Source organism: Marinococcus sp. LNHM5E3-2.1, from assembly GCF_056034365.1.
This window is the reverse complement of record NZ_JBQLIB010000006.1, coordinates 120002-145272: the sequence shown is the minus strand read 5'-3', so window position 1 is coordinate 145272 and position 25271 is coordinate 120002. Positions and strand designations below refer to the sequence as shown.

At 47.3% G+C, this 25271-nt stretch carries 26 protein-coding genes; 19 read left to right on the top strand and 7 right to left on the bottom strand.

Features of this window, described 5'->3' with window-relative positions; all coding sequences use genetic code 11:
• The first annotated feature begins 67 nt into the window (after positions 1–67).
• From ACTRXH_RS09200 to ACTRXH_RS09165, 8 genes are all read left to right on the top strand, one after another.
• Complete coding sequence (locus ACTRXH_RS09200) at positions 68–991, top strand: ring-cleaving dioxygenase (protein WP_474281811.1); 924 nt, start codon at positions 68–70, stop codon at positions 989–991.
• 12 nt (positions 992–1003) lie between these two features.
• On the top strand, positions 1004–1612 hold the full coding sequence (locus tag ACTRXH_RS09195; protein ID WP_474262505.1) for an alpha/beta hydrolase: 609 nt from the start codon (positions 1004–1006) through the stop codon (positions 1610–1612).
• Positions 1613–1744: 132 nt separating this feature from the next.
• Positions 1745–2362, top strand: a complete 618-nt coding sequence (wrbA, locus tag ACTRXH_RS09190; protein WP_474262504.1) for an NAD(P)H:quinone oxidoreductase — start codon at positions 1745–1747, stop codon at positions 2360–2362.
• A gap of 71 nt (positions 2363–2433) precedes the next feature.
• Positions 2434–3420, top strand: a complete 987-nt coding sequence (locus tag ACTRXH_RS09185; protein WP_474262503.1) for a ring-cleaving dioxygenase — start codon at positions 2434–2436, stop codon at positions 3418–3420.
• Positions 3421–3544: 124 nt separating this feature from the next.
• Positions 3545–3931 carry a (deoxy)nucleoside triphosphate pyrophosphohydrolase gene (locus ACTRXH_RS09180; RefSeq protein WP_474262502.1) on the top strand — a complete coding sequence of 129 codons (387 nt, stop codon included), beginning with the start codon at positions 3545–3547 and terminating at the stop codon, positions 3929–3931.
• 29 nt (positions 3932–3960) lie between these two features.
• Entirely contained in the window at positions 3961–6840 is a 2880-nt protein-coding gene (locus ACTRXH_RS09175) for a DEAD/DEAH box helicase (protein WP_474262501.1), read from the top strand.
• Positions 6841–6882: 42 nt separating this feature from the next.
• Positions 6883–7182, top strand: a complete 300-nt coding sequence (locus ACTRXH_RS09170; protein WP_474281809.1) for a hypothetical protein — start codon at positions 6883–6885, stop codon at positions 7180–7182.
• Between the two features lie 124 nt (positions 7183–7306).
• Positions 7307–8008 (top strand): SDR family NAD(P)-dependent oxidoreductase, encoded by a 702-nt coding sequence (locus ACTRXH_RS09165; protein ID WP_474281807.1) that lies wholly within the window; start codon positions 7307–7309, stop codon positions 8006–8008.
• Positions 8009–8081: 73 nt separating this feature from the next.
• On the opposite strand, the gene ACTRXH_RS09160 is transcribed toward ACTRXH_RS09165, so the two are convergent.
• Together ACTRXH_RS09160 and ACTRXH_RS09155 are read right to left on the bottom strand one after the other, a co-directional pair.
• Positions 8082–9068: an alpha/beta hydrolase fold domain-containing protein gene (locus tag ACTRXH_RS09160; protein ID WP_474281805.1), complete on the bottom strand. Its 987-nt coding sequence runs from the start codon at positions 9066–9068 to the stop codon at positions 8082–8084.
• 103 nt (positions 9069–9171) lie between these two features.
• Entirely contained in the window at positions 9172–10176 is a 1005-nt protein-coding gene (locus tag ACTRXH_RS09155) for an acyltransferase family protein (RefSeq protein ID WP_474281803.1), read from the bottom strand.
• Positions 10177–10389: 213 nt separating this feature from the next.
• On the opposite strand from ACTRXH_RS09155, the gene ACTRXH_RS09150 reads away from it, so the two are divergent.
• The 4 genes from ACTRXH_RS09150 to ACTRXH_RS09135 all read left to right on the top strand — a co-directional run bounded on the left by ACTRXH_RS09150 (position 10390) and on the right by ACTRXH_RS09135 (position 12628).
• Complete coding sequence (locus ACTRXH_RS09150) at positions 10390–10701, top strand: hypothetical protein (RefSeq protein WP_462865071.1); 312 nt, start codon at positions 10390–10392, stop codon at positions 10699–10701.
• Positions 10702–10876: 175 nt separating this feature from the next.
• Entirely contained in the window at positions 10877–11185 is a 309-nt protein-coding gene (locus ACTRXH_RS09145; protein WP_322526122.1) for a hypothetical protein, read from the top strand.
• Positions 11186–11309: 124 nt separating this feature from the next.
• The gene (locus ACTRXH_RS09140; RefSeq protein ID WP_474278837.1) at positions 11310–12158 is read left to right on the top strand and encodes a phosphotransferase family protein; all 849 of its coding nucleotides are present in this window, start codon (positions 11310–11312) and stop codon (positions 12156–12158) included.
• Positions 12155–12628, top strand: coding sequence for a GNAT family N-acetyltransferase (locus tag ACTRXH_RS09135; protein ID WP_474262494.1), 474 nt, complete (start codon positions 12155–12157; stop codon positions 12626–12628). The genes ACTRXH_RS09140 and ACTRXH_RS09135 overlap by 4 nt, the downstream gene beginning before the upstream one ends.
• A gap of 37 nt (positions 12629–12665) precedes the next feature.
• Here the strand turns inward: ACTRXH_RS09135 and ACTRXH_RS09130 are convergent, their stop codons facing one another.
• The 4 genes from ACTRXH_RS09130 to ACTRXH_RS09115 all read right to left on the bottom strand — a co-directional run bounded on the left by ACTRXH_RS09130 (position 12666) and on the right by ACTRXH_RS09115 (position 16736).
• A complete protein-coding gene (locus ACTRXH_RS09130; protein ID WP_474281801.1) occupies positions 12666–13475 on the bottom strand; it encodes an ABC transporter ATP-binding protein in 810 nt (269 codons plus the stop codon).
• A gap of 29 nt (positions 13476–13504) precedes the next feature.
• A complete protein-coding gene (locus ACTRXH_RS09125) occupies positions 13505–14539 on the bottom strand; it encodes a FecCD family ABC transporter permease (protein WP_474262492.1) in 1035 nt (344 codons plus the stop codon).
• Positions 14540–15580: a FecCD family ABC transporter permease gene (locus ACTRXH_RS09120; protein ID WP_474262491.1), complete on the bottom strand. Its 1041-nt coding sequence runs from the start codon at positions 15578–15580 to the stop codon at positions 14540–14542.
• A gap of 163 nt (positions 15581–15743) precedes the next feature.
• Complete coding sequence (locus ACTRXH_RS09115; RefSeq protein WP_474262490.1) at positions 15744–16736, bottom strand: LacI family DNA-binding transcriptional regulator; 993 nt, start codon at positions 16734–16736, stop codon at positions 15744–15746.
• Between the two features lie 267 nt (positions 16737–17003).
• On the opposite strand from ACTRXH_RS09115, the gene ACTRXH_RS09110 reads away from it, so the two are divergent.
• The 5 genes from ACTRXH_RS09110 (at position 17004) to ACTRXH_RS09090 (ending at position 23280) form a co-directional block, all read left to right on the top strand.
• Positions 17004–18278, top strand: coding sequence for an ABC transporter substrate-binding protein (locus tag ACTRXH_RS09110; RefSeq protein WP_474281799.1), 1275 nt, complete (start codon positions 17004–17006; stop codon positions 18276–18278).
• A gap of 71 nt (positions 18279–18349) precedes the next feature.
• A complete protein-coding gene (locus ACTRXH_RS09105) occupies positions 18350–19210 on the top strand; it encodes a carbohydrate ABC transporter permease (protein ID WP_474262488.1) in 861 nt (286 codons plus the stop codon).
• A gap of 5 nt (positions 19211–19215) precedes the next feature.
• Positions 19216–20037 (top strand): carbohydrate ABC transporter permease, encoded by an 822-nt coding sequence (locus ACTRXH_RS09100; RefSeq protein ID WP_474262586.1) that lies wholly within the window; start codon positions 19216–19218, stop codon positions 20035–20037.
• A 46-nt stretch (positions 20038–20083) separates the two neighbouring features.
• A complete protein-coding gene (locus ACTRXH_RS09095; RefSeq protein WP_474281797.1) occupies positions 20084–21763 on the top strand; it encodes a glycoside hydrolase family 13 protein in 1680 nt (559 codons plus the stop codon).
• Positions 21760–23280, top strand: coding sequence for a glycoside hydrolase family 32 protein (locus ACTRXH_RS09090; RefSeq protein WP_474281795.1), 1521 nt, complete (start codon positions 21760–21762; stop codon positions 23278–23280). The genes ACTRXH_RS09095 and ACTRXH_RS09090 overlap by 4 nt, the downstream gene beginning before the upstream one ends.
• Positions 23281–23336: 56 nt before the next feature.
• Here ACTRXH_RS09090 and ACTRXH_RS09085 read toward each other — a convergent pair whose 3' ends face one another.
• The gene (locus tag ACTRXH_RS09085) at positions 23337–24245 is read right to left on the bottom strand and encodes a VOC family protein (RefSeq protein WP_474281793.1); all 909 of its coding nucleotides are present in this window, start codon (positions 24243–24245) and stop codon (positions 23337–23339) included.
• A gap of 243 nt (positions 24246–24488) precedes the next feature.
• Between ACTRXH_RS09085 and ACTRXH_RS09080 the strand changes: the two genes are divergently transcribed.
• Both ACTRXH_RS09080 and ACTRXH_RS09075 read left to right on the top strand, forming a co-directional pair.
• A complete protein-coding gene (locus tag ACTRXH_RS09080; RefSeq protein ID WP_474262484.1) occupies positions 24489–24695 on the top strand; it encodes a hypothetical protein in 207 nt (68 codons plus the stop codon).
• A gap of 1 nt (position 24696) precedes the next feature.
• Complete coding sequence (locus ACTRXH_RS09075) at positions 24697–25269, top strand: Fic/DOC family protein (RefSeq protein WP_474278825.1); 573 nt, start codon at positions 24697–24699, stop codon at positions 25267–25269.
• The last annotated feature ends 2 nt before the right edge of the window (positions 25270–25271 follow it).

Here is a 25271-nt window from a genome sequence, read left to right as displayed (position 1 = left end):
TTTTTTTACATTAATATCTTGAATTAAAGATATATGGTTTCGAAATAATAGTGAAGAGAGGATGAATATGAATAAAAAAACCGCTGGTATTCATCACATTACAGCTATCGTAGAAAATCCAAAAGAAAATATTTCCTTTTATTTAGAAGTCCTTGGTTTACGGCTTGTTAAGAAAACCGTAAATTTTGATGATCCCGGCACGTATCATCTGTATTTTGGTGACAGTGAAGGTTCGCCGGGCACCATTATGACGTTTTTCCCCTGGAATCAGGCACATAGAGGCCGGACTGGCAGCGGCCAGGTGGATACCACAGTGTTTGCTGTACCTTTCGGGAGTCTTACCTTCTGGAAAGAACGCCTCACCGCTCTCGGGGTGAAAGTCGAACAATTCGGAAGATATAACGAAACGTACCTTCGCTTTCAGGACCCACACGGTCTTCATCTGGAGCTGACGGAACGTCCGCCGGCGGGGAACAGTTCTTCCAGGGTGCCTGATGGTTACGCTATACAGGGATTTGCCGGGGCGGTACTGAATTCCGGGGCACCTCACCAGACAGCTGATCTTCTCGGGCAGGTGATGGGAATGAAGTATGTGGGCCAGGAGGGGACGTATCTCCGTTTCCAGACCGAAGCTCCTTTCGGGAATACCATTGAGATCAGTACAGCACCCGTTCCAAGGGGAGAACTCGGGACAGGTACTGTGCACCATATAGCTTTCCGGGCTCAGGACGACGCGGACCAGCTCGAATGGCAGCAGCACATGACGGCCCATGGCTACGCAACTACGGAAGTGAAGGACCGTGATTATTTCAAAGCCCTCTATTTCCGGGAGCATGGTGGTCTGTTGTTTGAGATTGCGACCGATCCCCCGGGGTTTACCCGGGACGAGCCGTTCGAACAGCTGGGAGAGGAATTGAAGCTGCCGGTCTGGCTGGAGCCAAGGCGGGAGCAGATTGAAGCGTCACTGGAACCGGTGCATGCATCAGAATAAAGGAGGATTATAGTGAAACACATTTTTCAGCAGGGAACTGACCAGAGCAAACCAACATTCATGCTTCTTCACGGGACAGGGGGAACAGAAAACGATCTATTACCGGTGGCGGGAATGATAGATGATTCCGCTTCGGTGCTTGGGGTGCGCGGAAATATTACGGAAAATGGCATGCCAAGATTCTTTAAACGATTGGCCGAAGGCGTGTTTGATGAAGAAGATTTAATGAAACAGACGGAGGAGCTTTATGGATTTATAGATACCGCTTCTGCAGAGCATTCCTTTGACCGGAAGAACGTGGTGGCTGTTGGGTATTCCAATGGCGCCAACATTGCTGCGAACCTGCTTTTTCATTACGAAGAGCCGGTAAAAGGGGCGGCTCTTTTTCATCCGATGGTGCCCCGCCGAGGCATACAGCTTCCGGATTTAACAGGCCTGCCTGTGTTTATAGGAGCGGGAAAAAATGACCCGATCTGCCGCCCGGAAGAAACAGAGGAACTGGCGAAAATGCTTGAAGCAGCTGGTGCTGAAGTCACCCTGCATTGGGAGGCCGGCGGCCATCAGCTGACAAGAGAAGAAGTGGAGCAGGCGGCTGCCTGGTATAAACGCTCGGTACTTTAACTTAATTGACTCTCGTGTGTGAATGGAGCACGCATCCTTATACCAGAAAGCATGCAGGAATAAAAGAAATGGTGGTGCACGAAAGTGGGACTATTTGATTTTTTGAAACAAAATACAAGGAGCGATGAAGCAATGGAAAACGTAAAAGTAGCAGTCATTTATTACAGCGCAACAGGCACAAACTATACAATGGGACAATGGGCCGTGGAAGGTACAGAAGCAGCCGGGGCGGAAGCGAAGCTCGTCCGTGTTCCGGAGCTTGCTCCTGACGAAGCGGTACATGCAAACCCGGCGTGGAAGCAGCATCTCGAAGATACCTCCCACATTCCTGAGGCCACACTTGCTGATCTGGAATGGGCAGATGCCTTTATTTTCAGTATGCCGACGCGTTTTGGCAACCTGCCGGCGCAGATGAAGCAGTTTATTGATACTACCGGCGGCCTGTGGATGAATGGTCAGTTGGTCAATAAAGTTGTAAGTGGCATGTCCTCCGCCCAGAACCCACATGGCGGACAGGAAGCCACAGTGAAAAACCTATATACGACGATGATGCACTGGGGAGCCATTATCGCTTCTCCGGGCTACACAGATCCAGTCACGTTCGCTTCCGGCGGCAACCCTTATGGGACGAGTGTAACGGTCGACCAGGAGGGCAACATGCAGGAAGACATTGAAGAAGCTGTCAAGCATCAGGCGAAGCGTACAGTGACAGTAGCTTCATGGGTGAAAAAAGGTATGGAGCAGCAGTAGTCAAAAAGGGGCGCACGCGCCCCTTTTATATGGAATCTAATAAAGCATTAGGAACAAAGGAGGAACGCAGGGTGGAAGGAATCAGAGGACTGCACCATGTAACAGCTATTACGAGCAGTGCAGAAAAAAATTATGAGTTCTTTACGTACGTATTAGGCATGAGACTTATCAAAAAAACCGTCAATCAGGACGATATTCAGACGTATCATTTGTTTTTTGCTGATGATGAAGGAAATGCCGGCACAGATATGACTTTTTTTGATTTTCCAGGTATCCCTAAAGGCACACATGGCACAAACGAGATCGCGCGAACATCGTTCCGGGTGCCAAGTGATGAGGCTCTGGCATATTGGGAAAAACGATTTGACCGAAAAGATGTTAAGCACCAGGGCATTTACGAACGCTTTGGCAAAAAACGTCTCCCATTCGTTGATTTTGATGAACAGCAGTATGAACTTGTTTCTGATGAAAATAATGAAGGAGTGCCGGCAGGAAAGCCGTGGAAAAGCGGTCCTATCCCAGATGAGTACGCGATTACGGGGCTTGGGCCCATTTATGTCCGTATCGATAACATTGACTATTTTAAAGAAATGATGGAGCGAGTGCTCATGTTTAAAGAAATCGGACATGACGGCTCATTTCGTTTATTTGAGGTCGGAGAAGGAGGAAACGGCGCCCAGGTGATCGTCGAATACAATGCGGTTCTTCCGCCGGCACGTCAGGGCTACGGCACTGTGCATCACTCGGCATTCCGGGTGAAGGATCGCGAGGAGCTCGACGCCTGGATCCAGCGAATGGCGGATTTCCGCTTCCGTACATCTGGGTACGTGAACCGGCATTATTTTGAATCACTTTACTCTCAGGTGGCACCACAGATTTTATTTGAATTTGCGACGGATGGACCGGGATTCATGGGAGATGAACCATATGAGACCCTCGGAGAAAATCTCGCCCTGCCGCCGATGCTCGAACCGCAGCGCGAACAGATCGAGGCGTCTGTGCGGCCGATTGATACAGTAAGAAGCACGAAAACATTTGAAAAAGAATACAATGACTAAGTCAACGCCTTCGGCCTCCGGGCTGGAGGTTTTTTATGAATCATCTTTGCCTGAAAAATGGAAAGTATAGTAAGCTGGTAAAAAGAAGTCAGAACGCATCTCCATTCAGAAGGGCAGAGGTAAAATGAAAAAAGATATCTATGTGGTGGGAGCAGTCATTTACGACAAAGAGTGGATTCTTTGCGCTCAGCGCGGGCAGACGAAAACTCTTCCATTGAAATGGGAATTCCCGGGCGGGAAAATTGAAGCAGGGGAAACGCCGGAGCAGGCGCTGCAAAGAGAAATCAGGGAAGAAATGAAATGCGGTATCAGTATTGAAGGCAAAATTGAGGAAACAACGCATGAATACGATTTCGGGATTGTGCACTTAACCACGTTTTATTGCAGGCTTACTGGAGAAGAACCGACACTTACGGAACACCGTACAATCAAATGGGTACATAAAGAAAGTCTGCATGAATTGGACTGGGCGCCGGCAGATATTCCTGCCATTCATAAAATTACTCAGTAGTTTTTATTACAAACATAGGCAGGAGATTGATGATGGATACAGTACGTCAATTACAGGAATCGTTATACCGCGGCTTTATTGACCAGAACAGCTACGAGCGCAGCCCTTATGCACCAAAGCTTTTGATGAATGATAAAAAAAAGCATGAGGAGGTGCTTGCTACACTTGTTCATGAATTGCAACGATGTGAATCTTTTTTCTTTTCCGTCGCCTTTATTACGGAAAGCGGCCTGGCCACCTTGAAAACACACCTGCTGGAGCTGAAAGAGCGCGGTGTGCATGGAAGAATACTTACGTCCACTTTTCTTCAGTTTAATCAGCCGAAGGTCTTTCAGGAGCTGCTGAAAATTACGAATGTAGAAGTGCGCTTAGCTGAAATCGACGGGTTTCATTCCAAAGGATATGTATTTAAGCATAACGACCACTATTCACTGATGGTCGGGAGCTCAAATCTGACGGTGCATGCGTTGAAGGTGAACTATGAATGGAACATTAAGCTGCATTCTCATGAAAATGGAGAAGTGATTCATCACTTCCGGGAGCAGTTTGAGGATACCTGGTCGCAGGCGATTCCGTTAACGGAGGAATGGATAGAAAAGTATCAGCAGCTGTATCGCCCGCAGGCCCAGGAGAAGATTGCCGAGCTTTCTCCAGCCTGGATTGACCGGAACGCAATGAAGGAAGCACTGGAAATCAAGCCGAATAAAATGCAGCAGGCGGCTTTGAAAGAACTGGAGGCCTTGAGAACAGAGGGGCAGCAAAAGGGGCTCGTTATCTCAGCAACAGGTACCGGAAAAACGTATCTGGCCGCGTTCGATGTGAGAAAGTACCGGCCCCGGAAGATGCTGTTTATCGTACACCGGGAGCAGATTCTCCGGAAAGCAAAGGACGACTTCGCCGAAGTTCTCGGCGGCCGCACAGAGGATTTCGGGTTATATACCGGCGCTGGCCAGAACACGGAGGCCCGGTACATGTTTGCAACGATACAAACAATTTCAAGAGATATCCATCTGCACGGGTTCGACCCTGAAGCGTTTGATTATATTTTAATCGATGAGGTACATAAAGCAGGGGCTGCATCGTATCAAAAAGTTATCGATTATTTTCAGCCATCATTTTTACTTGGTATGACAGCGACACCGGAGCGAAGCGATGATGTGAATATTTTCGCTCTGTTTGACTACCAGGTGGCGTATGAAATACGGCTGCAGGAAGCGCTTGAAGAAGAAATGCTCTGCCCTTTTCATTATTTTGGGGTGACCGATTATGAGAAGGACGGAGAAGTGATTGATCAGACGACAGATTTGAGCCGGCTTGTCTCGGAGGAGCGAGTAGAACACCTGCTCGAAAAAATTCATTATTATGGTCATTCCGGGGAGACAGTGCGTGGCCTGATTTTTTGCAGCCGCAACCGGGAGGCAGAAGAGCTTTCTGCCCTCATGAACCAAAAAGGGCGGAGCACCGTAGTGCTGACCGGGGCTCATTCGCAGGACGAGCGGTGGAAGCAGGTGAACCGTCTTGAGAACGGCGTGATTGAATACATTATTACCGTGGACATCTTCAATGAAGGTATTGATATACCGAGTGTGAATCAGGTCGTCATGCTCCGGCAGACGCAGTCGAGCATTGTCTTTACCCAGCAGCTTGGTAGAGGACTCCGCAAAGCCCCCACTAAGGATTTCGTAACCGTCGTGGATTTTATCGGCAATTATAAAAATAACTATCTGATTCCGGTGGCACTTTCCGGCGACCGTTCGCTGAATAAAGATCATATCCGCCGGCGGATGCAGACCAATAGCTTTGTGCAGGGAGTTTCCTCCATTAATTTTGAAGAGGTTGCTAAAAAAAAGGTGTTTGCTGCTATCGATCAGACGAACCTACAGGAAATGCGAAAGCTGAAGGAATCTTATACGAATGTAAAGCAGCGTATCGGACGGATGCCACTTTTAAAAGATTTTCTACAGCAGAATGCCGTGGATCCGGAAGTGATCACTTCTAAATATGGAAGCTATCACCGTTTTCTGGTCAAATTGAAGGAAGAGGTCCCGCGGCTGTCTCCGCTTGAGGATCAGCTCCTATACCTCATTTCGGCGGAATTTATTAACGGAAAACGCCGGCATGAAATGGAGGTACTGCGGCATCTTCTCAAGCATGGCCGCATTACGACAGCAGAAATAGAGCGTATTGTGCAGGCGTCGGGGGACGTTGGTCCAAAGGCAGCGGCCGTCTCAGTGAAGAGGCTTTTAACAACGGATTTTTTCACAGAGCCTTATCAGAAAAGGTACGGCAGAACCCCACTGATTGAAGAGGACAGAGGAACAATCATATGGCACACTGCGATGAAAGAAGCGCTCGCCGGTTCGTCCTGGTTCAGTGTGCTTGCGGCAGACGTGCTCTCCTGTGCGGAGATGAAGAATGAACAATACGGCAGGCCGCCGTTTACGCTGTACCAGAAGTATTCACGTAAGGACGTATGCCGGCTGCTGAACTGGGAAAACGATGAAAGCTCAACCATATATGGCTATAAAACGAAATACGGCACGACCCCTATTTTTATTACGTACCATAAGCCGGAAGATGTGGAAGCAAATATTAATTACGAGGATGAGTTTATTAGCCGCAAAGAGCTGCAGTGGTATACAAGGAGCAACCGAACCACTGCCTCCAGGGAAGTGCAGGAAATTATCGATGCGGATGAACACGGTAACCGCATTTATATCTTTGTGAAAAAAGACGATGACGAGGGCCGTGAGTTTTATTACATGGGCGAAGCAAGCCCGCTGAAGCATACGGCAGAAGATACATCCATGCAGGATAAAAACGGAAAATCAATTCCAGTTGTGCGGCTGAAGCTTCAATTAAAGGAAGAAATCGATACCGATCTATACCGTTACCTGCATAGTGATTAAAAGATAAAATTCTGCCAGCTGATTTAATTAGGAGGAAATGTCATGTGCGGCAGTTCATACCAGACAGTTCAAAAAAGTGGGAAAATAAAAAAGTTCAGCATTGCAGCGTTAGGTATACTTGCTACGCAGTGGGCGCTGTTTCTTACAGGTTTTTATACTATACTGCCTCAGGCTGCAGTGGAAAAAATATTCATTTCTGTCTGGGTGGTTTCCGCCGGCGTAGGTTTTATTGGCGCTGCATGGGAGTGGAGAAATAACCAAAGATTTTCAGGGGTGCTGCTGATGCTTGCTGTTTTAAATAGCTTTTTCGCCTGGGCGGCCCATGGCCTTGGAAGTATGTAAAACAGCTTGCTGTTTTCAGATTTAACGTACATGGAATATATCTATTTTATTACCCTGCTTCCCGGACTAGGCTGCTCTTCCTTCGGGTATAGGGGAGCATGTAGACTGGGAGGAGGAGTATATAATGAAAAAAAACGCCCTGGTGACTGGCGGGAATCGCGGTATTGGACTGGAAGCCTGCCGGCAGTTAGCTCAAAACGGCTTCAAAGTATGGCTTGGAGCAAGAGACGGAAATGCGGGCAGGGAAGCAGCAAAAGCATTACAGGACGAAGACCTCGACGTGCAGTTTATTGCACTCGATGTCGGTCTCCCTGATATGGTGGAGGCGGTGAAAAAACACATTCTGGACGAAGACGGAAAACTCGATGTGCTTGTAAATAACGCCGGAATTTTTCCGGATCAAAAGCAGTCTATCGTTGATATTGAACCAGAGACGTTCGAAGACATTCAATTAACAAATTATTTCGGACCGTTTTTTACGATGAGGAGCTTTATGCCCTCCATGCTCGAAGCAGGCTATGGACGTATCGTAAATATAGCTGCTGAAATCGGAGTTTCCGGCACTATGGATGCCCCGATGGGTGGCGCGTATAAATCCTCTAAATATGGATTAAATGCTCTGACACGGCTGTTCGCCGGAGCGGTACGGAAAAAAGATGTAAAAGTGAATTCGGTCAGCCCGGGATGGGTACAGACTGATTTGGGCGGACAAAAAGCTAAGCGAAAGCCGGCTGAAGCAATGGAAGGTATTTTGTGGCTTGCCCAGCTTGACGAAGATGGACCAAACGGAAAGTTTTTCCGTGATAAGGACGAACTGGATTTTTAAAGCAGGCGCACCTCCCGGAGTGCGTTTTTTTATTGAAAAAAATTCTCTCATTAACCACAAAAATACCTCCACCTTAATTTGTGGTGGAGGTATCCTCTGCATCGTCGTTAATGATGTTAACTATCTGCTGTGTGGCCCGGCGGCCTTCATCGGTGTCTTGGAGCTGAAACACATGAGGCATTTCCGGATACTCATAGTAGTTGATGGGAATGTTTTTCTCGTCGGTAATCTCAGAAAACTTCCGGGCATCCGCAAGAAACAATTCATGAGTGCCAACAATTAAAGTCATATCTCCAAGTCCGGTCATATCTCCATAAATCGGACTTACCATCGGATTTCTCAAATCGGCGTCTCCGGCATAGGAAGCTCCGGCGTTCAGCAGCCATTCCAGATCAAGAAAAGGATCTACCGAAGTTAAATCCTGGATGCCGGGATTTGTCATGCTGACGTCAAGCCACGGAGAAAGCATGATAATATCTCCCGGCTGTTCGATGCCCTGGCGGTTTAGCTCCTGGGCAAGTGCAAGAGCCAGTCCCCCGCCGGCGGAGTCCCCCATAATGATAATATTTTCAGCTTCTGTGTTCTCAAGTGTCTGCATATAGAGAGGCACCAGCTTTTCGAAGGTCTCTTCATATTGATGCTGCGGGGCTTTCGGATAAACAGGAAGCATTACCGTGCTGTCGGTCTTATCCTGCACTCCTGCAAGCCACTGAAAATGACGGGGGTTCGGCTGACTGACATAGCCGCCCCCGTGCAGATAAATGATTTTCTTTTCTGCGGGCTGTTCGTTATCGAGTACATAGTTGTCCATGCCGTTTAATGTCATTTTTTCGTAATCATAACGGGCCTCAGTTTCTTCGGGAAGCTGGTACTCCGGCCTGTCCGGATAAGGCCCGTCTTTGCCGGTTGAGCCGTCAGCAAGGTTTGTCACTACGGACATTACCGAGCGGTCCTCGTGCCAGCTTGTGTAGAGGATAAACGCAGAAAATCCTGCAGCGAAAAGACCCAAAAGGCTTAAAATCCAGTATTGTAATTTTTTCTTTGGTGTTTGTCTTTTCATGCATCGACCTTCCTTAAAAGTTGCTTCGTAAGAGCCAATACGTATTATCTTAACACAGGTATTTGATTGTTTACAGTTTTCGGTCCAGAAGGAGGCCGGGGTGTTATTTGCCGATAAGAAATGGAGCTTTGTTTTTAATTAAATATACGAATGGCACACTGATGATAAGCGTAACTACAGTAAACATAATTCCCCATAAAGAAGTAATAGGCATAGGATTGCCTTCAATACTGAAGCCGTATTGAAGCGTGATACGAATGATGGCGAAAATCATAAAATGTAAAGCGAAAATGATCAGTGAGTTCTGTCCCAAATAACTGAGGATGCGGCTTTTTCCTGCCAGACGGAAGCTTAAAAATAAAATACCCGCAATGCCGAGCAGAGAAGTGGAAATGAATAAAGGAATAGACTCGTATTCCCCGGAGCGCATGTCGATCCGGTTTGTAAATTGAATGAGCGGATAAATCAAACTCAGTGTTACGGCCGCCGCCACCCAGCCGAAGGAGTGTTCGAATATTTTTGTGTGGGCCTTTAATAAATAACCGAGTCCAAAAAATAATACAGCCACAGTAGCTACTTGAATACTCCAGGGGAGCATAGAGTCAAACCAGCGCGTGGAAAAATATCCTGCCGCAGCGACAGCAACAATGCTGAAAACGCGGACAATGTTCCACGGCACGTATTTGAGCAGCAGGTAAAAGCCAACCTCGACTACAAACAGGCAGGTCAAAAACCATATAGCCGGATTGTAGGTGAGCAGGTAGTTGTCTCCGGCAGAGTAAAAGATGCCAAGAGCGGGAATAATAGCGTCAACGTCATCTTTACCCAGAAGAGGACGCTCGAGAAAAAACCAGAATGTATATGTAATGATGGAGAAGGTAAAATAAGGTATAAGCAGTGAGCGGCCTTTTTTCCTGGCGAAATCGACCGGCCGAAGATCAGTATAACCGCCTTTAAATGTAACCCCGGATAAAAGAAAGAACAAAGGCATATGAAAGGCGAAAATATACTGGCGTAGAATATCATCAATAGGAGCGTGCCCGAGGACAACGAGAATTATGCCGAGACCTTTGGCGATATTCACCCATTCAAAGTGCTGATTCATCATTATCACCTGCGTCAACTGTTAATTTTAGTGTCAGAAATGCTGAAAGATACAGCATATCACGGAGAAAAAGCGAGAACTATCGCAAATGTATGTAAAAAAGTAAAAGGAGCTGATATCAAAAACAATATACTATCTCACATACCCTGTATACTGCCATTGTATACGACGAACTGAAGCAATACCGCAAATAATCGCAGAAAGGGTTCTAACCTCATGCAGGAATTCCGTCTCACAAAAATAAAGCTCGAACATTCAGCAAAAACGATCAATATTTCACGGGGATCGCTGACCATTTATGACGATGAAGCCAGTATATGGTATGCCGAGATTGAACAGCCTTCAGAGTTGGAATTATTACATGAATGGAAAAAAAAAGATACAGAAGAGGAAGTGGTGTTTTTTACTGATGGCCACAGCGCAAGAATCGGCTTCGCTAAAGTCACCAGAGTAACAGAAAGCAGCTCGGGAGTGAGTGTGAGCTTTAAAGGAAGTGGAGAACTGAGGCTCCTGGGAAGCAAACAGTAATAAAAATACCTGTGGGACTGAATGAGCGCTTATACCGGCTGCCCTGCACACAGCTGAGAGATAGAAAAGCATGTAAGCGCTTTAAATCACTTTTAAAATGTGTGAAAATAGGGAAAACAATAAAACACAGACCCGGAGTAGAAGTCTTTGGAACTCATTAAGGGGGGCGTTACCGATGAAAGAGTATCGCTTAACGAGACTGAAGTTTGAACACGCACAAACACCATTGACGTTCGATAAAGGACTCTTAACTGTATATGATTACGAGCCGGCAGAAGTGTGGTATGTAGAGCTTGAAAACCCTCATCACATCGAACTGTTTGAAGAAATGTATGAGAACTGTGATGTACGCAGCATGATTTTTTATACAGAACGAAACAGTGCACGGATTGGCAAAGCGAACATTACCAGGGTATTAAAAAGCGACGGGAAGGTAAGCGTCAGTATTAAGGGCGAAGAAGCATTAAAGCTTGTAGGAAGTTAAACAGCCGGTGCCCGGGAAATGTCCCGGGTCTTTTTTTGCTCCTTGGGTAAAAAATGGTTCTGGAAGGGCCTGAACGGGAAAGAAAAAAGCAGAACACAGAGAATGACAGAATGGAAGATGACACATGCTGATAGATATAAAAAAGGAATGGGAAAAAATCATTGGCCCGTTCGCGAGCGAACGTTTGACGGGAGGGTTCAGCCACCACACCTTTTTGGTTACCCAGACGTCGGGACAGCGTGTATTGAAAATTGAGAAAGGACGCGGCAGTTATCTGCGCAGGGAGTATGAAGTGCTCGAACAGCTGCAGGGCGGATCCTTTCTCCCGGCTCCAGCGGGCTGTCTGGATTCAGAGGGCTATTTTTCATTTATGCAAAGCTATCACCGCGGAGAAAATATCTCTAAACTGCCGCCTCACTCTTCCCTCTGGCTTGAAGCCTATAAAAAGCTTGCTGCCGTGCTTGCTTCTGAGGTACACAGCCGCTCTGGGAAGGTTCGGGAGTATGACCGGAATGCGGAGCCTTTGCAGCTGGGTATAGATACGCTGCCTCCACGGGGCATGCATCAGCAGGCTGTAGAAGCCTGGGAGGCACGGACACCTGGGGAAATTACGTTTGTTCACGGAGATGCGGGGCCGCACAATATGATTCTGAACGAAAACCATAGAGCAGTCCTGATCGATTGGGAGTGGGCCGGATGGAACGATCCGATGATAGACATCAGCTGGGCATTATGGAACGCAGCATTCCACGCCCCTGAAAGGTACAGAGAACTCCGTCGTGCATTTTTAGAGACGTACGTAAATATTCGTACAATGAAGATTACAGATGAAAACATTAAAGCCTATAGTCTTGCTGTGATTTACCGGGCACTTGGCCGGGTAAAACGTTCTCCGGAAGCTATTCAACGCCGATGGATCAAACGACTGGAATGGACATTGACCAGCAATTGGGAAAAGGGGGAAACGCTGTGAACATTCAACCAATGAAAGAAATTGACTGGCAGAAGAAAAAGGATTTTTTTGCCACCTGCTGGGAAACAAATGAAATGCATGTTAATAATCAAACGTATGTACTGCCGGAGCTTGAAGGATTCTGTGTCCAGGAAGAGGGCGTACTTGCCGCAGCGATTACTTATACATACGAAGGCAGCATCGGTTTAATTGTGTCTCTGGACAGTATAATTGAGAAACAGGGACATGCGAGCCGTCTGCTTATGTATACAGAAGAGTATTTAAAAAAAGCGGGAGTGAAAGACCTGCGGGTCGTCATTACAAATGAGAATGAATACGCGCTTCGTTTTTACCGGCGCCGGGGGTTTCAGCTGGCGAGTGTACATGTTGATGCTGCGAGGAGAGCCCGGGAGGATAAGCCCTCCATCCCGCTTGTCGGTGTGAACGGAATAACTATCCGGGATGAGTGGCATTTGAGAAAATGGTTATAGCAAAAGAGAGCCGGCATAATAATGCACGGCTCTCTTTTTAGGATCCAAATATTGGGGAGGCTCCCTGTTCCTCGCATAAATTATAAGGAAGACAGAGCGGCATTCCGGAACGGGGATCTTTAATAATATCGCTTTTAATGCCAAACACTTTTTCGATAATTCCTGCTTCCATCACCTCGTGAGGAGTGCCGGTCTTTACAACATTACCGTGTTTGATGGCAACAATATGGTGGGCGTAGCGGCTGGCATGATTCAAATCATGCACGACCATTACGATTGTCCGGTGCTCCTGGACGTTCAGTTTTTCAAGAATGTTCAGCACTTCCATCTGATGGGCCATATCAAGAAAGGTGGTAGGCTCATCCAGGAACAGGGTGTCGGTTTCCTGTGCCAGAGCCATGGCAATCCATGCCCGCTGGCGCTGCCCGCCGGATAAATGATCAATTGGGCGGTTGGCGAATTCGCGCATGCCGGTGATTTCAATTGCCCAGCCGATCATTTCTTTATCATGGGCTTTTAAGGAACCAAAACCGCGCTGATGGGGGGCCCGCCCGTATGTTACAAGCTCCGTAACCGTTAAGCCCTGCGGCGCTTCAGGGTTTTGGGGAAGAATGGCCATCTGTTTGGCGAGTTCTTTTGTTTTTTGGCTGTGAATGGAGCTGCCGTTTAAGTAAACGACACCCTTCGAGGGCTTCATCAGCCTGGACAGGGCCTTTAGAATGGTAGACTTTCCGGAACCATTTGCGCCGACGAGCGCAGTAATTTTACCAGAAGGAATCTCAATATTTAAATCGTTTACGATTGTCTGCTGATCATAACCAATATGGAGTTGATCTGTTTCGATCATCGCATAAACATCCTTTCAGGGTGATAAAGTTAGACATTGCTTCTGGCAAGCAGGTATAGGAAATAAGGAGCGCCAATAACGGCAACGACAATCCCTGCATGAATTTCCGAAGGTTGAATGATAGTGCGGCCGAGTGTGTCCGCAAACAAAAGCAGAAGACCTCCGAGAAGCGCCGAGGCAGGGAGAGCCAGCGCATGATTGGGGCCGATCAGCCTCCGTGCTATATGAGGAGCAATCAGTCCGACAAAGCCAATGCCGCCGCTGACAGAAACAGCCGATGCCGCAAGCGCCACTGACGCGAAGGTAAGTAAAAGACGCTCTTTTTCCACCCGGAGGCCGAGCCCTTTTGCCATCTGTTCGCCGAATGTGAGAGTATCGAGCGCGCGCCACCGGTAGTAAATGAAAATCGATAAAATAATAAACCAGGGAAGAAACGAATATACATAAGGCCAGGTGGACCCGTAAATTCTTCCAGCCAGCCATATAGCGACAAAGTCAAACTGCTCCGGCTGCAGACGCAGCATGAGAACGGTCATCAGTGCATTCAGCCCGGCAGCTACTGCGATGCCAGTCAGTATCATTCTCATCGGTACGAGGCCGAGCTGTCGGTCGTAGGCAAGAATATAAATTAATGCCGCAGCCAGCAGGCCGCCAAAAAGCGCGAATACCGGAAGTAGATACGGAGAAGCGGCGTCAATCGAGCTGAAAAACGAAATATATAAAACTACAAACAAACCGGCTCCAGTAGTAATACCGAGAATACCCGGATCGGCCAGACTGTTACGGGAGATTCCCTGCAGTACGCATCCTGAAACGGCAAGAGCCGCTCCGACAAGAAGCGCGATAACGATCCGGGGAAGACGGAACTGAAATAGGACGAGGTTCTGGTTGCTGTCGCCAAACCCGAAGAGCGTCTTTAACACTTCAAACGGTCCCAGCGGGGTAACACCGGAATTCATGCTGAACAGCAGTACGATAAATATTAGAATGGCGAGGAAGCTGAATACGAAAATGCGCCGTCGGCGGCGCTTGCGTTCCCATTCGCCGGAAAATATAGAATGCATTTAGAGCTCCCTCCTCTCGCGGCGCGCAATGTATAAAAAGAACGGCACACCGATAAGCGCGAATAAAGAGCCGAGAGGGGTTTCGTACGGCGGATTAATAATCCGGGCACCGATATCGGCGAGCGACATAAAAATCCCGCCCACGACGATTGAGCACGGAATGATAGCCCGGTAGTCGACTCCTACGAAAAACCGGACAACGTGAGGAATAACGAGGCCGACAAATCCAATAGGACCCGCAATAGACACGGCAATGCCGGCGAGAAACAAAACGGCAAGTGTGCAGAGTAATTTGATCAGGCCGACACGCTGCCCAAGACCCGAAGCGATATCATCCCCAAGGCTTAAAATAGTGACAGACCTCGATAGGGCGACTGCAAATACAAGCGCTCCCCCCATCCACGGGAGGGCTGGCAGCAGCTGTTCCCACCGGACGCCGGACAGTCCGCCGGCATACCAGAAAGCAATATCCTGGCTGAGATCAAAGTGAATGGCAATGCCTTCACTTAACGCAGTGAACAGGGCGTTAATCGCCGCCCCGGCAAGTACCATACGAAGAGGCGTCAGGCCGATGCGTGAAAGCGAAGCAATGCCAAAAATCAGTCCCATGCTGATCGCCGCGCCTAAAAAAGAAAAAACGATCAGCAGGTTATAAGAAAGGCCCGGCAGAAATGCAAAACAGACTGCCACCATAAAAATTGAACCTGCGTTGATGCCGAGAATCCCGGATTCGGCCAGTGGATTTCTTGTCATTCCCTGCATAATGGCTCCGGCTACGGCGAAGCAGGCGCCGACAATAATATCTGCGATAGCCCTTGGAAGACGAAGCTCACGGATCACGACGTGATCATTCAGGGAAGCGTCATAGTGAAACAATGCGTTCCAAACAGTACCAATTTCCACGTCTGCAGCGCCGACAGAAATCGAAAGCAAAAAAATAAATCCAAGTATAGGAAGGCCGGCAATAAACATTAGTACAGCTGTTACAGGACGTGAAGTAATATCGTCTTTATAGGTGGAGGGTTCCGTTTGTTGACGCATTTTTATCCTCTTTCAACATTAAAAAGTCATTCAGTAGTGATAATCATTATCAATCAATATTTATCATATCAGCTGAATTTCTTTCTGTCCATGTTTTCCTATACAAGCAGAGCAAATAAAACAACTTCCGCCTTTTCCAAGAGGGAAGTTGTTTTATTATTTTTCAGGTAGTGTCACCTTTAATCAACTGAACGTCGAGGACGATGTTTTGATTATGCTTACGGTCATCCTGCCGTTCAATATTATTGATTAAGGAAAACGCAAGCGATTCTCCCAATTTATCGAGTGGCTGCTGAATGGTAGTCAGCCTGGGTGTCTGCAGCATACGGGTGAAGCTGTGATTGTCATAGCCGATAATTTTCAGTTCATCAGGTACATGGATATGATGTCTTGAGGCATAAACATATAACGCGTAAGCGAGCAGATCGTTACTGCAGAAGATGCCGTCATAATTTTTAAGAACAGTACTGATCTGTTCTTCAATAAATTTATAATTATCTTCAAAGGTCGCTTCAATATAGGCACCTTCGATACTCCTATAAGCGACGCCTGCTTTCATAGCTGTTAATTCAAAGGCGTCCTTGCGTCGGTTGGCAAGCAGGTCGTATTCGAGCGGTCCCGAAATATGAAGGATTTTTTTGCACCCGCTCTCAATGAGGTGTCTGGTGGCAATCTCTCCGCCCTGATAGTTATCACTGGCGACATAGGGAATAGAAGGGGAAATCACGCGGTCAAAGGAGATAACCGGCATTTCTTCATGTTCATATTTTTCGGTAGACAATGTATGACTGCATACAATAATACCGTCCGCCCGGTTCTGGCGGAGCATATTTATATAATTGGCTTCCTTTTCGGCATCGTGCAGAGAATTACAGACGATGATTTTGTAATGCCGGCCAATTGCGTAAGCTTCAATTTCATTAATCAGTTCAGAAAAGAATGGATGTGCCAGGTCCGGCACAATTACGCCGATTAACCCCGAACGGCTGCGCTGCAGCGACCGGGCGATCTGGTTCGGCTGGTAATCAAGATCCTTCATAGCTTTTTCCACCCGGTTTCTTGTTTCTTTTCCAATATAGCCGCGGTTGTTCATAACTCTTGAAACAGTGGTCACGGAAACCCCGGATAATTTTGCGACATCTTTGATGCTGGACATAGGCACCTTCTCTCCCTCAAACAAACATTCTTCTAATTCTATTATAACTTATTTCACAAGGGCATCTTTTATGAAAACGTTAACTTATAATTTATAATTAAATAATCTATTAAAAATGCTTATTTGTAAAGGCTTTAATGAAAATAAAAACAGTGAAGGAGAATAATATGACTTATTTTTATGAAAACGTTTGACATATAATTTTAAATACGTATAATTCAACTTGAAAGCACTTACAAAAAATGAACGCCTAAGGGAGTGTGCACCGTGAAAAAACCTGCCCTCTGTTTAATCGCTTTTTCAGCTTTAGGACTGAGCGGCTGCTCGTTTGAATCGTTTGGAGCAGATGATGACCGTACAGAAGTAGAAATCATGACGGGAAAAGTAGAAATTAACGATGCCTTTGAAGAACTGGCCAGGAAATACGAAGAAGAAAATCCGGATGTGAATATTCAGATTACAAGTGTCGGCGGAGGATCAGACTATCTGGGCACGCTGAAATCACGTTTTTCTTCGGGAGATGCCCCGGATGTATTTAGTGTTGGAGGCCCAAAGGAACTGCAGCAGTTTGATCAGTATGTGAAGGATTTATCGGACACCGAGTCAGCTGAAACAGCTCTTGATGGCACTCTGGAGCAGGTAAGTGAAGGAAACGAAATATACGGACTGCCGTTCAACTACGAAGGCTATGGACTGATTTATAATAAGCGTATTTTTGAAGAGGCCGGAGTTAATGCTGATGACATTCAGACATATGAAGATTTAGAAGCAGCGGTACAGACAATGGACAGCCAAAAAGAAGAGCTTGGTATTGACGGAGTATTCGCTTTTCCAGGAAAAGAATCCTGGGTCATTGGCGGCGATCTTGGCAACGCTTATCTGTCGCCTGAATTTAATGAAAGCGGTACAGAAGCATATGAGGCAGAAACAGTAGATTTCGAACGCGAAGATGAGTATCAGCGGATGTTTGATTTACAGGCGGAATATTCGATTACTCCGGTTCTCAGCATGACCTATGCCCAGCAGGTGGAGGAATATTTTGCCCAGGGTGATACCGCGATCATCCAGCAGGGGAACTGGGTGTATCCGTCGCTTGCTCAGGCAGATGAAGAGTTTGCGAACGAAGATATAGGCATGATGCCGATTCCGGTGGAAGGGCATGAAGGAGAAATACCGGTCGGCGTCCCGAACTATTGGGCAGTAAACAAGGATAACGATGATCAAAGCATCCAGGAAGCAGAGGCGTTTCTGGACTGGATGAACAATTCTGAAACCGGCAAAGATGCTGTCTTAAATGACTTTAACTTTGTACCGGCCTATGAAGATTACGATACATCGCAAATTTCCGATCCCTTATCCCAGCAGGTAAACGAAAGCATTCAGAACGATGAAACACTGAACTGGATTAAACTGAGCTATCCAAATGCATGGGATGGTTTCCTCGGCTCTCAAATGCAGCGCTACTTAAGCGGTGATTATACGTGGGACGAAGCGATAGAAGCTTCGAAGGAAGAATGGAAAGAAGAACGTTCGACAGAATAGAGCGGTAAAAACCGGTAATTTCATAAAGAATATATAAAAGATACATTATGAGCAATGTCAGGAGGAGTACGATGAATGATCGGAGTTTAGCATATTGGTTATTTTTGGCCCCAGTACTCATTGCCCTCGGAGCAGTGGTTGTTCTCCCGTTTTTATACGGATTCGGTTTGTCATTTACCAATTGGAATGGGGTGTCCATCAGCAGCTTCGTCGGACTGGAAAACTACATCAGCCTTTTTCAGGACGGTGAGTTCCGCAACGCCTTTTGGTTCACACTTTTATTTGCCGTCGCGACAGTCATATTGCTGAATATTTTTGGTCTCGGTCTTGCTTTGCTCGTGACCAGAAGCTTAAAAAGCAGCAATCTGCTTAGGACTGTTTTCTTTATGCCGAATCTGATTGGCGGCTTGATTCTTGGCTTCATCTGGCAGTTCATTTTCGTTAACGTGTTCAGTGAAATAGGAACGGCTTTAAATATTGAAGCGATGCAGGGGTGGCTTTCTACGACCGCCACCGGATTCTGGGGGCTTGTGATTCTTACCGCCTGGCAGATGTCCGGATATATCATGGTTATCTATATTGCTTATCTGCAGAGCATTCCCGGTGATTTGATTGAAGCTTCAAAAATCGACGGGGCAGGGGCTTTTGAACGCTTCAAAAGTATATTGTTTCCGCTGCTCGCTCCAGCCTTTACGGTCAGCATGTTTTTAACGCTTTCGACTGGTTTTAAGCTTTATGACCAGAATCTGTCACTGACAAATGGCGGCCCGTTCGACTCCACCCAGATGCTTGCCATGGACATCGTGCGGACGGCATTCGTCGAAAACGATATGGCTTATGCCCAGGGTAAAGCTGTGATTTTCTTTATTATCGTAACGGCGATTGCACTCGCCCAGGTTTACTACAACAAACGCCGGGAGGTTGAAATGTAATGAGTATGACCAAAGCCGAAAAACGCAGACTGGTGCCGCTTGAAATTGTGGGAATAGTCCTTGGAGTGCTATGGTTAATTCCTTTTTATCTGATGCTTACCAACGCTTTTAAAACACCGGACGGAATTTTTGAAAGCGTGATGGCTCTGCCTGGCACCTTTGTATGGCAGAATTTCATTACAGCCTTTCAGGAGCTCGAGTTTCTAAAATCCTTATTTAATTCTGTTATGATTACCGGTGTGAGCATCGCCGTGATTGTTATATTTTCCTCGATGGCAGCCTATGCACTCGCCCGGAATCCGAGCAGGCTCAGCACGACGCTGCTGTTTGTATTCGTGGCCGCTATGCTTATTCCGTTTCAGTCCGTAATGATTCCTCTTACATCGATCTTCGGTCAGGTGAACCTGCTGAACGGAGCCGGCCTGATTTTTATGTATCTTGGTTTTGGTTCGAGTCTGGCGATATTTTTATACCATGGGGCGCTCAAAAGCATTCCAAAATCGATGGATGAAGCAGCAATTATTGACGGAGCCAATCGTTTTCAAATGTTTTGGTTTGTTATCTTTCCGCTGTTAAAACCGATCACAGTAACTGTTGCCATTTTAAATGTTATCTGGATCTGGAACGATTATTTGCTGCCGTCACTGGTGCTCGGCCAGGACAATGCAACAATTCCGCTGAAAATGTTCTATTTCTTCGGCCAGTATACGACTCAGTGGCATTTGGCACTCGCCGGTCTTGTGCTTGCAGTGGTCCCAGTTATTATTTTCTACTTTATAGCTCAAAAACAAATTATCGAAGGAGTTTCGGAAGGCGCGGTGAAATAAAAAGCCGCAATACTACCATTTTTATTTACAGAGGGGCGTATGAACAATGGAGCAGACATGGTGGAAGGAAACGGTCGTCTACCAAATTTACCCGAGAAGCTTTATGGATGCAGACGGGGACGGGATTGGCGATATCGCTGGAATTATTTCGAAGCTCGACTATCTGCAGGAGCTTGGTATCGGGGTGATATGGGTATGTCCGGTATATGCCTCGCCTAATGACGACAATGGATACGACATTAGTGATTATCAGGCGATTATGCCGGAGTTTGGGACGATGGAGGATTTTGACAGGCTGCTCGGGGAAGTGCATCAGCGGGGAATGCGCCTGATCATGGATCTGGTCATTAACCATACGTCCGATGAGCATCCATGGTTTGTGGAGTCTCGTTCTTCCAAAGAGAGTGAATACCGGAACTACTACATCTGGCGGCAGCCGGAAAATGGCGCGGAGCCAAATAATTGGGGGTCCATTTTTGAAGGGTCGGCCTGGGAATGGGACGAGGGTTCCAAAGAGTATTTTCTGCACATCTTCTCCCGTAAGCAGCCGGACCTGAACTGGGAAAACCCGGATGTCCGCCGTGATCTGTACGATATGGTCAACTGGTGGCTCGATAAAGGAATTGATGGATTTCGCATAGATGCTATTTCCCATATTAAAAAGAAACCCGGCCTTCCGGACGTACCAAATCCGAATAATGAAGACTATCCGCCTTCATTCGACGGTCATTTAAACCAGCCAGGCATTCAGGCATACCTTGAGGAACTGAAGAAAGAAACGTTCGACCATTACGATATTATGACTGTCGGAGAAGCCAACGGAGTAACAATTGAAGAAGCGGACGCATGGGTTGGGGAGACAAACGGCAAATTTAATATGATCTTTCAATTTGACCACGTTGATTTATGGGGAAAAGGAGGCGACAGCCGGCCGGACATTTTTGCGTTGAAAGAAATTTTTGCTAAGTGGCAGAAGGGGCTGGACGGTATCGGTTGGAACGCTTTGTTTTTAGAGAATCATGACCTGCCGCGTTCAGTATCTACATGGGGGGACGCAGATAACTATTGGTATGAAACGGCCACGGGGCTTGCAACGATGTACTTTTTCATGCAGGGAACCCCGTTTATTTATCAGGGGCAGGAGATCGGTATGACCAACGTCGAATTCCCGTCCATTGAAGATTATAATGATATTGCCATTCGGAACCTTTACCATAAGGAACGTCAGGCAGGAACGCCGCACGAAAATATTATGAAAACAATCTGGAAGACCGGCCGTGACAACTCCCGCACCCCGATGCAGTGGGACAGCAGTCCGTCCGCCGGCTTTACGACAGGCACGCCCTGGCTGAAGGTTAATCCGAATTATTCTACGATTAACGTCGAACAGGAAAAAAAGAGATCCCCGTCTGTATTTACTTACTATCAAACATTAATACGGCTGCGTCAGAAATGGAAAACGCTTGTATACGGCTCATTTGACCTTGCGCTTCCGGACCACCCGCAGGTTATGGCGTATATAAGAACTCTTGAGGGTACCAGAATGCTTATTATGGTGAATCTTTACGATACTAAAACAAGCTGTGAGCTCCCCGGGGAATTTGCAGTCCAGGCTCCGGACCTGATATTAAATAATTACGGAGATACCCGGGCAGAGGGGATAAAGGAAATCACCCTGCGGCCGTTTGAAGCTGTCGTTTACGCTTTAGGGGGTGCCGGTACATGAATCATCAGCAGCAAATAAACGAAGCAGTGAAAGGCATTGCATCCATACAAAAGAAAAACAAAAAGGAGTACTGGCGTCCCGCCTTTCATATTACGGCGCCTGTATCTTGGATGAACGATCCTAACGGCTTCAGTATGTTTAAGGGTGAATATCATTTGTTTTATCAGTATCACCCGTACTCACCGGAATGGGATAACATGCACTGGGGCCATGTTAAAAGCCCGGACCTTGTCCATTGGGAGCATCTTCCGCCCGCGCTGGCGCCAAGCGAACCATATGATATGGATGGCTGCTTTTCGGGAAGTGCCGTGGAGGCGGACGGACAGTTAGTCTTAATGTATACAGGTAATGTGTGGACGGGCCCGGACCCGGATGAAGATTTAAAGCAGGTTCAGTGTCTGGCCACAAGTTCAGATGGTCTCCGGTTTGAAAAGCACGTTCTAAATCCTGTTATATCAGAAGCCCCTGCAGGAGGAGTACATCCGAATCATTTCCGGGATCCAAAAGTGTGGAGAGAAAATGATTATTATTATGCAGTGCTTGGCTCCCGGACAGAAGATAACGTCGGCCAGGTGCTTCTTTACCGGTCAGAAGACCTTCTGGATTGGGAATTCGTGAACATACTGGCAGCAGGCCGGGGAAATATGGGCTATATGTGGGAATGTCCGGATCTTTTACGGCTTGACGGCTTTGAGGTGCTTGTGATCTCCCCGCAGGGCGTGCTCCCGGAAGGGGAACGGTATCATAATCTGCACCAGGCGGTGTTTGCCGTAGGTGACCTGGACCTCGAGGAGGGAACGTTTGATTTTGACGTGTTCCACCCGCTCGATCATGGTTTTGATTTTTACGCCCCGCAGACAACGCTGGACCGCTTTGGGCGCAGAATCGTTATCGGATGGTTTGCGATGTGGGAAAGTGATATGCCGGAAAAAGAAGAATTGTGGGCTGGCGCGATGAGCCTGCCGCGCGTTTTGTCCTGTGAAGCGGGCCTATGGAAAAGCCGGCCTCTGCCGGAATTGGCAGACCTGCGCGGAGAAGAAGTGAAACACCGCGGCGTCATCATTGAAGATGAAGGACAGATGGAAGGTGTCGAAGGAAACTGTCTGGAGCTTCAGGTTGTCATAGATCCGCTAAAGGCAGAAGAATGTGGTTTGGACATTCTCGCAAATGAAGGTACAGGGGAAAAAACGAAGCTTGTATATAATACACACGAGCAAAAAATAACGCTTGATCGTGAAAAGTCCGGCAGGGGGCCCGGAGGAACAAGAACGACAGACGTTGTTCTGGAAAAAGGCCTCTTGTATCTGCATATTTTTATCGATCACTCCACGGTAGAAGTATTTATGCAGGACGGGGAAAAGGTGATGAGTGCCCGCGTTTACCCGGCAGAAGCTTCTACCGGCATCCGCTTTTTCAGTGACAGGGCAGTAGAGCTGGTTGAAATCCGGAAATGGGAGCTTTCAAAAAGTATATCGGCCGCAGCATTTGATATGCAGCTGTTATCAAAAAATGAATAATAAAAGCAGCCGTATTTTTAGATGCGGCTGCTTTTTATCGTGCGCACTGCGAAAGGTTATTCAGTCAGCTGGACTATCTTAGCAGAAGACAGGGCGGTATTCGGGGAATTTACGGTAAGGCATACGACAATGCCCGAAGGATCGGTAACGTAAAAAGCATGTTTTTCGCGGTGAAAAGGATAACCGGCGGCCTCCAGCCTGTCGGCAACAGACTTCAGAGCCCGGTCAGAGGGAAGCGCAAGTGTGTACATATCGATGCCGGTATTTCGTATAGATGCTTTAGGAGCCTGTGCTCCTGCCCATGGATTAAGCCCGATATGGTGATGATAGCCGCCGGCAGCAACAAAAAAAGCAGGGAATTTCTGCGGGTCGGCGGTCAGTCCAAGTCCAAGCACTTCTACATAAAAATGATAAGCCTCCTCCATGTCGTGCACATGAAGATGAACATGTCCCATCACAGTTCCGGCAGGAATATCGTGCCACTGCGTATTTTTTCCCGCCTGAAGCAGCTGTTGTTCATGAAGGGGCTCCACGGTCATGTGCACGAATCCGTTGCTGTCATATAGCCATTCTGTTCGGGGGCGGTCACGGTAAACCTCGATACCGTTTCCGTCCGGATCAGTCAGATAGAGAGCTTCGCTGACACTGTGATCAGAGGCTCCGAACCGCTCACCAATGCTGTGCAGATGACGGATGAAAGCTCCCAGGGACGCACGGTCCGGAAGAAGAACAGCAAAGTGGTACAGCCCGGCATATGTGCGCGGGGGAGTGATCGAACCCTCCACTTCCCGAAGCATGACGAGAGGGAGTTCGTCTGACGGCACGCCGAGAACTGCGGCAGAAGATGAGCGTCTGAGTATCCGGAGGCCGATCACGTTTTCGTAATAAGCAGCGGCCCGTCCGATATCCTGCACGCGGAGCTGCACAGGCCCGACAGAAACAGCGGGATCAATCACATTAGTCATGCGTAAACACTCCTCTAATTTTTATTATAGTATGCAGGTGTATGTAGAGTTCATCATACTAGGAAAAGGCTCAGGCATGGAAGTACCCACTTTAAAGTGGTATAGTATCCCAAACGATACTAACGAAGGCCGCACCTGAAAAACCGCTCAAAAAAAGGATTTTCTTTTACCCTGGGCAGGAGAGAGCGGGAGGAAACGAGAAGAAAGCAAAATAGTTTCATTACAGGCAGGGGAGGGCAAACAATGCATGAAAAACACGGCTTGTCCGCAGTGGACAAATACGATTTCCCGGATACGCCCGAAGAACAGGAGCTTAAGAACGCGATTGTTTCTGCAGAAGTAGAAGGTTTTGTTTTTTCAGAAAAAGATATCGAAGCCGTGCGGAAGCTTCGCGACGGGCAAATGACGATTAAAGAAGTGACAGCTTCTGTAGCGGAAGGGCGTTTATAATATGAGCGAATCCTATTACACGTATGGAGACAGCGGAGTGCTTATAAACAAAATGAATTTTCGGGAAGCAGCCAAGGCAGAGAAAATCGAGCAGATTATTACAACGTACCGTCTGCAGCAGATGATGACGGCAAAAAAGGTGCTTGGCTCCTTTGACGAAGAGCATATACGGCGTATTCACCGGCGGCTGTTTTCTGATGTATACGCCTGGGCTGGAGAATTTCGGACGGTGGATCTTGCTAAAGGAAGAACATCCTTTCTGCCTGCAGCATTTATCGACAGAGGTCTGCGTCATCTAAGAGACTCCGTCCAGGAAAAAAATAAACTGACGTACAGAGACAGAGAAGCTTTCGCCGAAGCCTTTGCCCCAGTTTATAATGACCTTAATCACATTCATCCATTCCGTGAAGGAAATGGCAGAACACAGCGGGAGTTCGTTCGCCAAATTGCCTGGCACCATGGCTTTGACATGAAGTACACGCCGCTTCAGCAGGAAAAGCTGTTTGAAGCTTCTGTGGCTGATGATGAAAAGAAAGCAGCTGCAGCACTGGCGGAGGGCCTGACTGAAAGCTGAAA

Excerpts from the sequence above, each read along its gene's own strand:
- ACTRXH_RS09200 (WP_474281811.1), top strand. The coding sequence starts at position 68 with ATGAATAAAAAAACCGCTGGTATTCATCACATTACAGCTATCGTAGAA.
- wrbA (WP_474262504.1), top strand. The coding sequence starts at position 1,745 with ATGGAAAACGTAAAAGTAGCAGTCATTTATTACAGCGCAACAGGCACA.
- ACTRXH_RS09180 (WP_474262502.1), top strand. The coding sequence starts at position 3,545 with ATGAAAAAAGATATCTATGTGGTGGGAGCAGTCATTTACGACAAAGAG.
- ACTRXH_RS09175 (WP_474262501.1), top strand. The coding sequence starts at position 3,961 with ATGATGGATACAGTACGTCAATTACAGGAATCGTTATACCGCGGCTTT.
- ACTRXH_RS09170 (WP_474281809.1), top strand. The coding sequence starts at position 6,883 with ATGTGCGGCAGTTCATACCAGACAGTTCAAAAAAGTGGGAAAATAAAA.
- ACTRXH_RS09165 (WP_474281807.1), top strand. The coding sequence starts at position 7,307 with ATGAAAAAAAACGCCCTGGTGACTGGCGGGAATCGCGGTATTGGACTG.
- ACTRXH_RS09160 (WP_474281805.1), bottom strand. The coding sequence starts at position 9,068 with ATGAAAAGACAAACACCAAAGAAAAAATTACAATACTGGATTTTAAGC.
- ACTRXH_RS09155 (WP_474281803.1), bottom strand. The coding sequence starts at position 10,176 with ATGATGAATCAGCACTTTGAATGGGTGAATATCGCCAAAGGTCTCGGC.
- ACTRXH_RS09150 (WP_462865071.1), top strand. The coding sequence starts at position 10,390 with ATGCAGGAATTCCGTCTCACAAAAATAAAGCTCGAACATTCAGCAAAA.
- ACTRXH_RS09145 (WP_322526122.1), top strand. The coding sequence starts at position 10,877 with ATGAAAGAGTATCGCTTAACGAGACTGAAGTTTGAACACGCACAAACA.
- ACTRXH_RS09140 (WP_474278837.1), top strand. The coding sequence starts at position 11,310 with ATGCTGATAGATATAAAAAAGGAATGGGAAAAAATCATTGGCCCGTTC.
- ACTRXH_RS09130 (WP_474281801.1), bottom strand. The coding sequence starts at position 13,475 with ATGATCGAAACAGATCAACTCCATATTGGTTATGATCAGCAGACAATC.
- ACTRXH_RS09125 (WP_474262492.1), bottom strand. The coding sequence starts at position 14,539 with ATGCATTCTATATTTTCCGGCGAATGGGAACGCAAGCGCCGCCGACGG.
- ACTRXH_RS09120 (WP_474262491.1), bottom strand. The coding sequence starts at position 15,580 with ATGCGTCAACAAACGGAACCCTCCACCTATAAAGACGATATTACTTCA.
- ACTRXH_RS09115 (WP_474262490.1), bottom strand. The coding sequence starts at position 16,736 with ATGTCCAGCATCAAAGATGTCGCAAAATTATCCGGGGTTTCCGTGACC.
- ACTRXH_RS09105 (WP_474262488.1), top strand. The coding sequence starts at position 18,350 with ATGAATGATCGGAGTTTAGCATATTGGTTATTTTTGGCCCCAGTACTC.
- ACTRXH_RS09100 (WP_474262586.1), top strand. The coding sequence starts at position 19,216 with ATGACCAAAGCCGAAAAACGCAGACTGGTGCCGCTTGAAATTGTGGGA.
- ACTRXH_RS09095 (WP_474281797.1), top strand. The coding sequence starts at position 20,084 with ATGGAGCAGACATGGTGGAAGGAAACGGTCGTCTACCAAATTTACCCG.
- ACTRXH_RS09090 (WP_474281795.1), top strand. The coding sequence starts at position 21,760 with ATGAATCATCAGCAGCAAATAAACGAAGCAGTGAAAGGCATTGCATCC.
- ACTRXH_RS09085 (WP_474281793.1), bottom strand. The coding sequence starts at position 24,245 with ATGACTAATGTGATTGATCCCGCTGTTTCTGTCGGGCCTGTGCAGCTC.
- ACTRXH_RS09080 (WP_474262484.1), top strand. The coding sequence starts at position 24,489 with ATGCATGAAAAACACGGCTTGTCCGCAGTGGACAAATACGATTTCCCG.
- ACTRXH_RS09075 (WP_474278825.1), top strand. The coding sequence starts at position 24,697 with ATGAGCGAATCCTATTACACGTATGGAGACAGCGGAGTGCTTATAAAC.